This window comes from Kitasatospora phosalacinea (assembly GCF_000717185.1).
GTDB lineage: Bacteria > Actinomycetota > Actinomycetes > Streptomycetales > Streptomycetaceae > Kitasatospora > Kitasatospora phosalacinea_A.
On the sequence record NZ_JNYE01000162.1, the window covers coordinates 1 to 8,870 of the forward strand.

Genomic DNA, 8,870 nt, shown 5'->3' on the forward strand with positions numbered 1-8,870 from the left:
CTCGCCCCCACCGCCGGAGGCGTGACCCACCCGCCTCCCGCTGCCGGAGGCACCAACTCCCCCGCCCCGCCCGGCCGGAGGCGTTGCCTCCTCCCGGCGCGGGGCACCCCGCGCCCCCTTTCCGCCTCCCCGCCCCCGCCGGAGGCGTCACCTCCCCCGGCGCGGGGCACCCGCTCTCACGGAGCGGGCTGGAAGCTCTCGAAAGAGGTCTGCCGGGCCAGCGAGCCCTCCGGCGCCGTCCACACCTCTTCGGGCATGGTCCAGTAGATCGCGTACCCGTACTTGCCGTTCCCGGTGACGAACCCGCGGTTGAGCGAGTGCAGCAGGGTGCCGGTCTTGCCGGTGTACGTCCACTCCCAGTCGGCGGCGTTGGTCCAGTCCCGGTACGCGACGGACTCCACCCTGACCTTGCGGTAGTTGGTCATCCGCGCGTTGCGGTCGGACGCCTGCCAGTCCTTCAGCGCGCTGTCCCCGGCCGGGCTCTGCCAGTCGACGACCAGTCGCAGTCCGCGGCCCTCGAAGCGCCGGCTGGTGGCGCGGTAGTCGGGCCCCTGGTCGACCATCCACTCGGGCAGCGTGATGCTGAACCCGGACTGGTCCTTGTAGACCCGGTACCCGGCGGGCACCTGACCGGCCGTCGACGCGGGCGAGGGCTGCCCGGAGGGGCCGGCGGACGCCGGGGCGGAGGAGGCCGCGGAGGCCGGGGCGGACGGTGACGCCGGGGCGGAGGCACCCGTGGTGACCGCCGGCGGCGCCGGTGTCGGCACGGTGCCGTCCGCGGAGCCGTTCCCGCCCCCGCCGCCGTCGCCCTTCGGCCAGAACACCACCAGCGCCGCGACCACCACGAGCACCGCGAGCACCGCGGCCCCGGCCAGCACCCCGCGCCGCCGGTCGCCGAACGGCCCGCCCGCGGGCGGCACCTCGGCCGTCCGCTCGGGCCCCCGCACCTCGGCCGGGGCCGGGGCCGGGACGGCCACGGTCTCGGCCTCCGCCGCGGCCGCCGCCTTCGCCTCCGGCAGCGGCTTCCCCGCGGCGATCAGTTCGAGCAGCGGGCGGGCCGTTTCGGCGTCCATCCGCCGCTCCGGCTCCTTCTCCAGCAGGCCCTCGATGACGGTCCGCAGCGGCCCGGCGTTGCGCGGCGCCGGGAGCGGTTCGGTCATCACGGCGGTGAGGGTGGCCAGCGCGTCGCCCCGGTCGTACGGCGGGACGCCCTCGACCATGGCGTACAGCGTGCCGCCCAGCGACCACAGGTCGGAGGGCGGTCCGGGGCGGCGGCCGCGGGCGCGTTCGGGGGCGATGTAGGAGGGGGCGCCGACCAGCATGCCGGTGGAGGTGATGGAGGTGTCGCCCTCGACGCTGGCGATGCCGAAGTCGGTGAGCACGGTGCGCCCGTCCTCGCCGATCAGCACGTTCGACGGTTTGACGTCCCGGTGCAGGATGCCCTGGTCGTGCGCGGCGCCGAGCACCCCGAGCAGGTCGAGGGCGATCCGGGCGGCCCGCTCGGGGGTGAGGACGCCGTCCTCGGCGACCACGTCGGCCAGCGAGCGCCCGGCGACCAGCTCCATCACGATCCAGGGCCGGTCGTCCTCCTCGACCACGTCGTAGACGGTGACGGCGGCGGTGTGCCGGATCCGGGCGGTGGCCTTGGCCTCGCGCATGGTGCGGACGACCAGCCGGTGCTTCTCGATCTCGTCGACGGTGCCGGTCATCCGGAGTTCCTTGACGGCGACGATCCGGCCCAGCATCTCGTCCTCGGCCCGCCAGACGGTGCCCATGCCGCCGCGTCCGAGCACCTCTCCGAGCCGGTAGCGGTCCGCCAGCAGTCGGCCGGTCGGTTCCTGCGGCTGCGTCATCGGTGCGCTCTCCCCATGGTGTTGCGGCCCCCGGCGGGCACCCCCGCCGCGACCTGACGGCGTGTCGGAGCGCCGAGGGTGGCGGTCGCACGCCGGACACCCATCATCCCCTGTCCCGTCCCGTCCCGGCCACCCGCCCCCCTCGCCCCGCACCGCCCGGGGCCGGGCGCCGACGCCGAAGGGCCCCCGCCGCGGCGCACGGCGGGGGCCCTTCGGCGGGGGGCGGGTCAGCGGCCGGGGTTGACCGTGACCTCGACCCGCTGGAACTCCTTGAGCTCGGTGTAGCCGGTGGTGGCCATCGCCCGGCGCAGCGCGCCGAACAGGTTCATGGTGCCGTCGGGGGTGTGCGACGGGCCGGCCAGGATCTGCTCGGTGGTGCCGACGGTGCCCAGGTGGACCCGCTTGCCGCGCGGCAGCTCCTCGTGGACGGCCTCCATGCCCCAGTGGTAGCCGTGGCCGGGCGCGTCGGTGGCGCGGGCCAGCGCGGCGCCGATCATCACCGCGTCCGCGCCGCAGGCGACGGCCTTGGGGATGTCGCCGCTGTAGCCGACGCCGCCGTCCGCGATCACGTGCACGTACCGGCCGCCGGACTCGTCCATGTAGTCGCGGCGGGCGGCCGCGACGTCCGCCACGGCGGTGGCCATCGGCACCTGGATGCCCAGCACGCCCCGGGTGGTGTGCGCGGCGCCGCCGCCGAAGCCGACCAGCACGCCGGCCGCGCCGGTGCGCATCAGGTGCAGCGCGGCGGTGTAGGTGGCGCAGCCGCCGACGATCACCGGCACGTCCAGCTCGTAGATGAACTGCTTCAGGTTCAGCGGCTCGGCCGCGCCCGAGACGTGCTCGGCGGAGACGGTGGTGCCGCGGATGACGAACACGTCGACCCCGGCGTCCACCACGGCCTTGGAGAACTCGGCGGTGCGCTGCGGCGAGAGCGCCGCGGCGGTCACGACACCGGAGTCACGGACCTCCTTGATCCGCTCCTTGATCAGCTCGGCCTTGATCGGCTCCGCGTACACCTCCTGCAGGCGCCGGGTCGCCGCCGCCTCGTCGGTGATCGCGGCGATCTCCGCCAGCAGCGGCCGCGGGTCCTCGTACCGCGTCCACAGCCCCTCCAGGTTCAGCACGCCCAGGCCGCCCAGCTGCCCGATCGCGATGGCCTGCTGCGGCGACACCACGCTGTCCATCGGCGCGGCCAGGAACGGCAGTTCGAACCGGTAGGCGTCGATCTGCCAGGCGATCGAGACCTCCTTCGGGTCACGCGTACGGCGGCTGGGGACGACGGCGATGTCGTCGAAGGAGTACGCCCGGCGGCCGCGCTTGCCTCGCCCGATCTCGATCTCAGTCACTTCGAGCCCTTCTGCTGCTTTCCATCTCCCGACCGGGTCCCCCCGGCCACGCCCCAAGTATCCCGTACCGGGCCCGCCCGCCCCGCCAGGGGCGCACCCGCGCCCCCCGGACAGCAGGGATCCGCCCGGCCCGCGGTCACCTGCGGTCCGGGCGGATCCCTGTCCGGTCCTAGCGCGCGTTGTAGTTCGGCGCCTCGACGGTCATCTGGATGTCGTGCGGGTGGCTCTCCTTGAGGCCCGCCGAGGTGATCCGGACGAACCGGCCCTTGGTCTGCATCTCCGCGATGCTCGCCGCACCGACGTAGCCCATGGTCTGGCGCAGGCCGCCGACCAGCTGGAACAGCACCGCGGACAGCGGGCCGCGGTAGGGCACCTGGCCCTCGATGCCCTCGGCGATCAGCTTCTCGTCGGAGGAGACCTCGGCCTGGAAGTAGCGGTCCTTGGAGAAGGACTTCGCCTGCCCGCGGGTCTGCATCGCACCCAGCGAGCCCATGCCGCGGTACGACTTGAACTGCTTGCCGTTGATGAAGAGCAGCTCGCCGGGCGACTCCTCGCAGCCCGCCAGCAGCGAGCCGAGCATCACGGTGTCGGCACCGGCGCACAGCGCCTTGCCGATGTCGCCGGAGTACTGGAGGCCGCCGTCGCCGATGATCGGGACGCCCGCGTCCTGGCAGGCCTGGGCGGCCTCGTAGATCGCGGTGACCTGCGGGACGCCGACGCCCGCGACCACCCGGGTGGTGCAGATCGAGCCGGGGCCGACGCCGACCTTCACGCCGTCCACGCCCGCGTCGAGCAGCGCCCGGGCGCCGTCCCGGGTGGCGACGTTGCCGCCGACCACGTCGACCGGGACCGCGGCCTTGATCTTGGAGATCCAGGACAGCGCGTTGTGCGAGTGCCCGTGCGAGGTGTCGACGACCAGGAAGTCCACGCCCGCGCCGACCAGCGCCTGGGCGCGGTCGAAGGCCTCGGCGGAGGCGCCGACGGCGGCACCCACCAGCAGTCGGCCCTCGGAGTCCTTGGCGGCGTTCGGGTACTTCTCGGCCTTGACGAAGTCCTTGACGGTGATCAGGCCCTTGATCCGGCCCTCGTCGTCGACCAGCGGCAGCTTCTCGATCTTGTGGCGGCGCAGCAGCGCCACCGCGTCCTCGCCGGAGATGCCGACCTTGCCGGTGATCAGCGGCATCGGGGTCATGATGTCGGCGACCTTGCGGCTGCGGTCGGTCTCGAAGGCCATGTCGCGGTTGGTGACGATGCCCAGCAGCTTGCCCTCGGGGGTCGCCACCGGCACGCCGGAGATCCGGAACCGGGCGCACAGCGCGTCGGCCTCCGCCAGCGTCGCCTCCGGGCCGACCGTGATCGGGTCGGTGACCATGCCGGACTCGGAGCGCTTCACCAGGTCGACCTGGTTGACCTGGTCCTCGATCGAGAGGTTGCGGTGCAGGACGCCGACGCCGCCCTGGCGGGCCATCGCGATCGCCATCCGCGACTCGGTGACCTTGTCCATCGCCGCCGACAGCAGCGGGATGTTGACCCGCACGTTCCGGGAGATCCGCGAGGAGGTGTCGACCTGGTTGGGCAGCACCTCGGAGGCCCCGGGCAGCAGCAGGACGTCGTCGTACGTGAGTCCGAGCATCGCGAACTTCTCGGGTACGCCGGCGGCGTTGTAAGACATGGGGAACCTTCCGTGGCAGGCCGTCGTTCTGGCGCACGGGCGCCCGGCTGTCATCGGCCGCCAAGACGCCCGGCGCTTCGGAGGAACCTCCAGAGGAACCCCGCGCGCACCGGAGAAACTTTGGCGACCCGACCAGGCGCCGATACCCCATGGTACTGGTGACGCGGGGTAGGTCGTCGCGCCCTCTTGACAACACCGGGGCACCCGCGCTTCTTCCGCACCGCGTCCACGCGCGTCCAGCAGCGCGGACGGAACTTCAGCCGGTCTCCTCCGCCAGCGCCCGCAGCCGCGACAGCGCCCGGTGCTGGGCGACCCGCACCGCGCCGGGCGACATCCCGAGCACCTCGCCGGTCTCCTCCGCCGACAGCCCGTCCGCCACCCGCAGCAGCACCAGCTCGCGCTGACGGGCCGGCAGGTACGACAGCAGCTCCTTGATCCACTCGGCGTCGCTGGAGAGCAGCGCCCGCTCCTCGGGGCCGAGCGAGTCGTCCGGCGTCTCCGGCAGGTCGTCCGGCGGGATCACCGTCGAGCCGGGCCCGCGCATCGCGGCCCGCTGCAGGTCGGCGATCTTGTGCGCGGCGATCCCGTACACGAAGGCCTCGAACGGGCGCCCGGTGTCCCGGTAGCGGGGCAGCGCGCAGAGCACCGCGACGCAGACCTCCTGGGCCACGTCGTCCACGTGGTGCCGGGCCCCGCCGGGCAGCCGCAGCAGGCGGCCGCGGCAGTAGCGCAGCGCCAGCGGGAGCACGTAGCCGAGCAGCGCCTCGATCGCCGGGCCGTCCCCGCGGACCGCCGCCGCGACCAGTTCGGCCACCTCCGGCGACGTCTCGGTGCCGAGGACGGGCGGGCGGGACGCCGCTCCCGACGGGCCGTCGGATCCGGCCGCCCGGTCGTCGGGGCCGCTCACCGCACCCTCCGGTGCCGACGACGGATCGGCAGCCGCACCCCCGGGGGCGGGCTGCACCGGGTCGGGCCCGGCGGCCTCCTCGTCGTCACGCATCGGTCCATGGTGCCTGGTCGGGCCGGAAAACGCGGCACCGCGTCCGGACTTGTGCATCGGAACGTTATCCGTCGCCGCGTGCACCGTGCCGCCTCCCCTGCCTGTCCGCTGGTCCCCGAGGTGCTCCACTACTCCATGGTGCAGCCTCGGGACCACAACGTCACACGTCCGAGCGAGCGCAGTTCGCGCGTCCGCTCAGCGGACCAGGCCCCAGCGGAAGCCCAGCGCCACCGCGTGCGCGCGGTCCGAGGCACCCAACTTCTTGAACAGCCGCCTGGCGTGCGTCTTCACCGTGTCCTCGGACAGGAACAGCTCGCGGCCGATCTCGGCGTTGGAACGGCCGTGGCTCATCCCCTCCAGCACCTGGATCTCACGGGCCGTCAGGGTCGGTGCGGCGCCCATGTCCGGACTGCGGAGCCGGCGCGGCGCCAGGCGCCAGGTCGGGTCGGCCAGCGCCTGGGTGACGGTGGCCCGCAGTTCGGCGCGCGAGGCGTCCTTGTGCAGGTAGCCGCGGGCCCCGGCGGCGACCGCGAGGGCCACCCCGTCCAGGTCCTCGGCGACGGTGAGCATGATGATCCGGGCGCCCGGGTCGGCCGACAGCAGTCGGCGGACCGTCTCGACCCCGCCGAGGCCGGGCATCCGGACGTCCATCAGAACGAGATCGGAACGGTCGGCCACCCAGCGGCGGAGGACCTCCTCACCGTTCGTCGCAGTGGTCACCCGGTCCACTCCGGGCACAGTCGCCACCGCACGGCGAAGCGCCTCCCGGGCGAGCGGGGAATCGTCGCAGACGAGTACGGATGTCATGACCGTCCTCCGCAGCTGATCCGCGTCACGTTGAGCCTCCTGGCTGGTACGAACCTCTCCGACACGGCCCCGGCACGGACCCGTTCCGGTCGCCTCGCTGCGCGACCGTCCCCTGTCCCGTCCCCTCTGACCGCCTCCGTACATCCAACGACCGTCACTCGAATGAGTTACGGCTTCACGTCCATCTCCACCACTGTACGTGGCCGACCCATCACACAAGAGCCACCTCGCGGTGCACGCGCCGCACTTTTGTGCAGCTCGCGCGCGGTGTCCGCGCCCTGCACGCCCTCCGGGGGCGGTCCGCGCCCGGTCGGACACCCGATCGATGCAGCATTCGGGTTCAAACCTCTTGCCCCTTTTGTCCGTTTTTATAGCTTCTGTCAGGTCATTGACTGATTCGTCGGTCTGTGGGTGACTTGTCCGTGTAGCGGCCTTAAGTCATATTTCCAGGTGTCCGTACCGGCCCCGTGCAGCCTCGCCGCAGCGACCGCGACCGAGCAGCCAGGTCCCGAGCCATGAAGGGAACGAGCCATGGCAGATTTCTCCCGCCTCCCCGGCCCCAACGCAGACCTCTGGGACTGGCAGCTCTCCGCAGCCTGCCGCGGCGTCGACAGTTCGCTGTTCTTCCACCCCGAGGGCGAGCGCGGCGCGGCCCGGACCTCCCGCGAGACGAGCGCCAAGGAGGTCTGCATGCGCTGCCCGGTGCGCACCCAGTGCGCGGCCCACGCCCTGGCCGTCCGCGAGCCCTACGGGGTGTGGGGCGGCATGACCGAGGACGAGCGCGAGGAACTGCTCGGCCGCTCGCGCAACCGGCTGGCCGAGGTGCCGCTCGCGATGCCGCAGAGCATCCGCCGCTGAGACCGCCGCCGCCGGACCCGCCGCACCCCCGCCCCGCCGCGGCCGTCCCCGCCGCAGCGGAACGCCCCGCGCGGACGCGTCGCCCGCCCGTCCCCGGCGGCCGCCGCGCTCAGCGGGCGGCGGCCGCCGCGAGCTGCTCCAGCATCAGCGCCACCGCCGGGACCCCCTCCAGGTCCGGCAGGGTCAGCGCCACCACCTCGCGCCGGGCCGGCTCCCCCGACGCCACCCGCACCGGCACCGCCGCCACTCCCGGGTGCCGCACCGACTCCAGCGCCAGCCCCGGCAGCACCGCCACCCCCAGGCCGGCGCCCACCAGGCCCACCACCGCCGGGTAGTCGTCCGTCGCGAACTCGATCGACGGCGCGAAGCCCGCGCCCGTGCACAGCTCCACCAGGTGGCCCCGGCACTGCGGGCAGCCCGCGATCCACTGCTCGCCCGCCAGCTCGGACAGGTCCACCGGCGCGTCCTCGCCCCGGCCCGCGAGCGGGTGCCCCGCCGGGACGAGGCCCACCAGCGGGTCGTCCAGCAGCGGGCGCACCACCAGCTCCGACCAGTCGTTCGCGGCCGCCGTCGCCGCCGCCTCCAGCGCCGCCTCGGCCCGCGCCTCGCGCAGCGTCGCGTGCGGGGACGGCAGGCTCAGGCCGCCCTGCGAGTCCGGGTAGCGGAAGGCCAGCGCCACCTCGCACTCGCCGCCGCGCAGCATCGCCAGCGCCTGGGTCGGCTCGGCCTCCACCAGCGAGACCCGCACCCCCGGGTGCGCCGCCCGCACCTGCGCCACCGAGCGCGGCACCAGCGTCGAGCTCGCCGTCGGGAACGAGACCAGCCGCACCCGGCCCGCCCGCAGCCCGGCGATCGCCGCGACCTCCTCCTCGGCGGCCGACAGCCCCGCGAGGATCCCGTCCGCGTGCCGCAGCAGCACCCGTCCGGCCTCGCTCAACTGCATCTCCCGCCCGGCCCGCACCACCAGCGGGGTGTCCACCGCCTTCTCCAGCGCCTTCATCTGCTGGCTCACCGCGGGCTGCGTGCACCCCAGTTCGCGCGCCGCGGCGGAGAACGACCCGGTCCGGGCGACGGCGTGCAGGACGCGGAGGTGGCGGGCTTCGATCACGCGGTCAACTGTAAGGGGAGCCAAAACGGGGGCGCGAGGTCCTGGCGGCCCGGGCCCCGCACTACGGGAGTGCATGGGTCCGGTCGCGCAGTTCCTCGCGCCCCCGGGGTCGCTGCCCCTCGCGGGTCAGCTAGACGAGTAGTTCCGAAGTCTGCTGGCTTTGCTGGTTCTGCTCCGGGCATGCAGGGAGGGTGTCCAGCATTCGGGTTGTGACGACCGAAGAGCT

7 protein-coding genes are annotated in these 8,870 nt (G+C 73.9%); 1 reads left to right on the forward strand and 6 read right to left on the reverse strand.

Annotated features, from left to right (window positions below):
• Window positions 1-176 precede the first annotated feature (176 nt).
• From OO57_RS36515 to OO57_RS36535, 5 genes are all read right to left on the reverse strand, one after another.
• On the reverse strand, window positions 177-1,853 hold the full coding sequence (locus OO57_RS36515) for a serine/threonine-protein kinase (RefSeq protein ID WP_033257134.1): 1,677 nt from the start codon (window positions 1,851-1,853) through the stop codon (window positions 177-179).
• A 227-nt stretch (window positions 1,854-2,080) separates the two neighbouring features.
• Complete coding sequence (locus OO57_RS36520) at window positions 2,081-3,199, reverse strand: GuaB3 family IMP dehydrogenase-related protein (RefSeq protein ID WP_033257135.1); 1,119 nt, start codon at window positions 3,197-3,199, stop codon at window positions 2,081-2,083.
• Between the two features lie 169 nt (window positions 3,200-3,368).
• On the reverse strand, window positions 3,369-4,871 hold the full coding sequence (gene guaB, locus OO57_RS36525; protein WP_033257136.1) for an IMP dehydrogenase: 1,503 nt from the start codon (window positions 4,869-4,871) through the stop codon (window positions 3,369-3,371).
• Between the two features lie 256 nt (window positions 4,872-5,127).
• Window positions 5,128-5,871, reverse strand: coding sequence for an RNA polymerase sigma factor ShbA (gene shbA, locus OO57_RS36530; protein WP_106974207.1), 744 nt, complete (start codon window positions 5,869-5,871; stop codon window positions 5,128-5,130).
• Between the two features lie 195 nt (window positions 5,872-6,066).
• On the reverse strand, window positions 6,067-6,678 hold the full coding sequence (locus tag OO57_RS36535; RefSeq protein WP_014136228.1) for a response regulator transcription factor: 612 nt from the start codon (window positions 6,676-6,678) through the stop codon (window positions 6,067-6,069).
• A gap of 531 nt (window positions 6,679-7,209) precedes the next feature.
• Here OO57_RS36535 and OO57_RS36540 point away from each other — a divergent pair.
• Complete coding sequence (locus tag OO57_RS36540; protein ID WP_033257138.1) at window positions 7,210-7,536, forward strand: WhiB family transcriptional regulator; 327 nt, start codon at window positions 7,210-7,212, stop codon at window positions 7,534-7,536.
• Between the two features lie 109 nt (window positions 7,537-7,645).
• Here OO57_RS36540 and OO57_RS36545 read toward each other — a convergent pair whose 3' ends face one another.
• Window positions 7,646-8,644: a LysR family transcriptional regulator gene (locus OO57_RS36545; protein ID WP_033257139.1), complete on the reverse strand. Its 999-nt coding sequence runs from the start codon at window positions 8,642-8,644 to the stop codon at window positions 7,646-7,648.
• Window positions 8,645-8,870 lie beyond the last annotated feature (226 nt).

Excerpts from the sequence above, each read along its gene's own strand:
- shbA (WP_106974207.1), bottom strand. The coding sequence starts at position 5,871 with ATGCGTGACGACGAGGAGGCCGCCGGGCCCGACCCGGTGCAGCCCGCC.
- OO57_RS36515 (WP_033257134.1), bottom strand. The coding sequence starts at position 1,853 with ATGACGCAGCCGCAGGAACCGACCGGCCGACTGCTGGCGGACCGCTAC.
- OO57_RS36535 (WP_014136228.1), bottom strand. The coding sequence starts at position 6,678 with ATGACATCCGTACTCGTCTGCGACGATTCCCCGCTCGCCCGGGAGGCG.
- guaB (WP_033257136.1), bottom strand. The coding sequence starts at position 4,871 with ATGTCTTACAACGCCGCCGGCGTACCCGAGAAGTTCGCGATGCTCGGA.
- OO57_RS36540 (WP_033257138.1), top strand. The coding sequence starts at position 7,210 with ATGGCAGATTTCTCCCGCCTCCCCGGCCCCAACGCAGACCTCTGGGAC.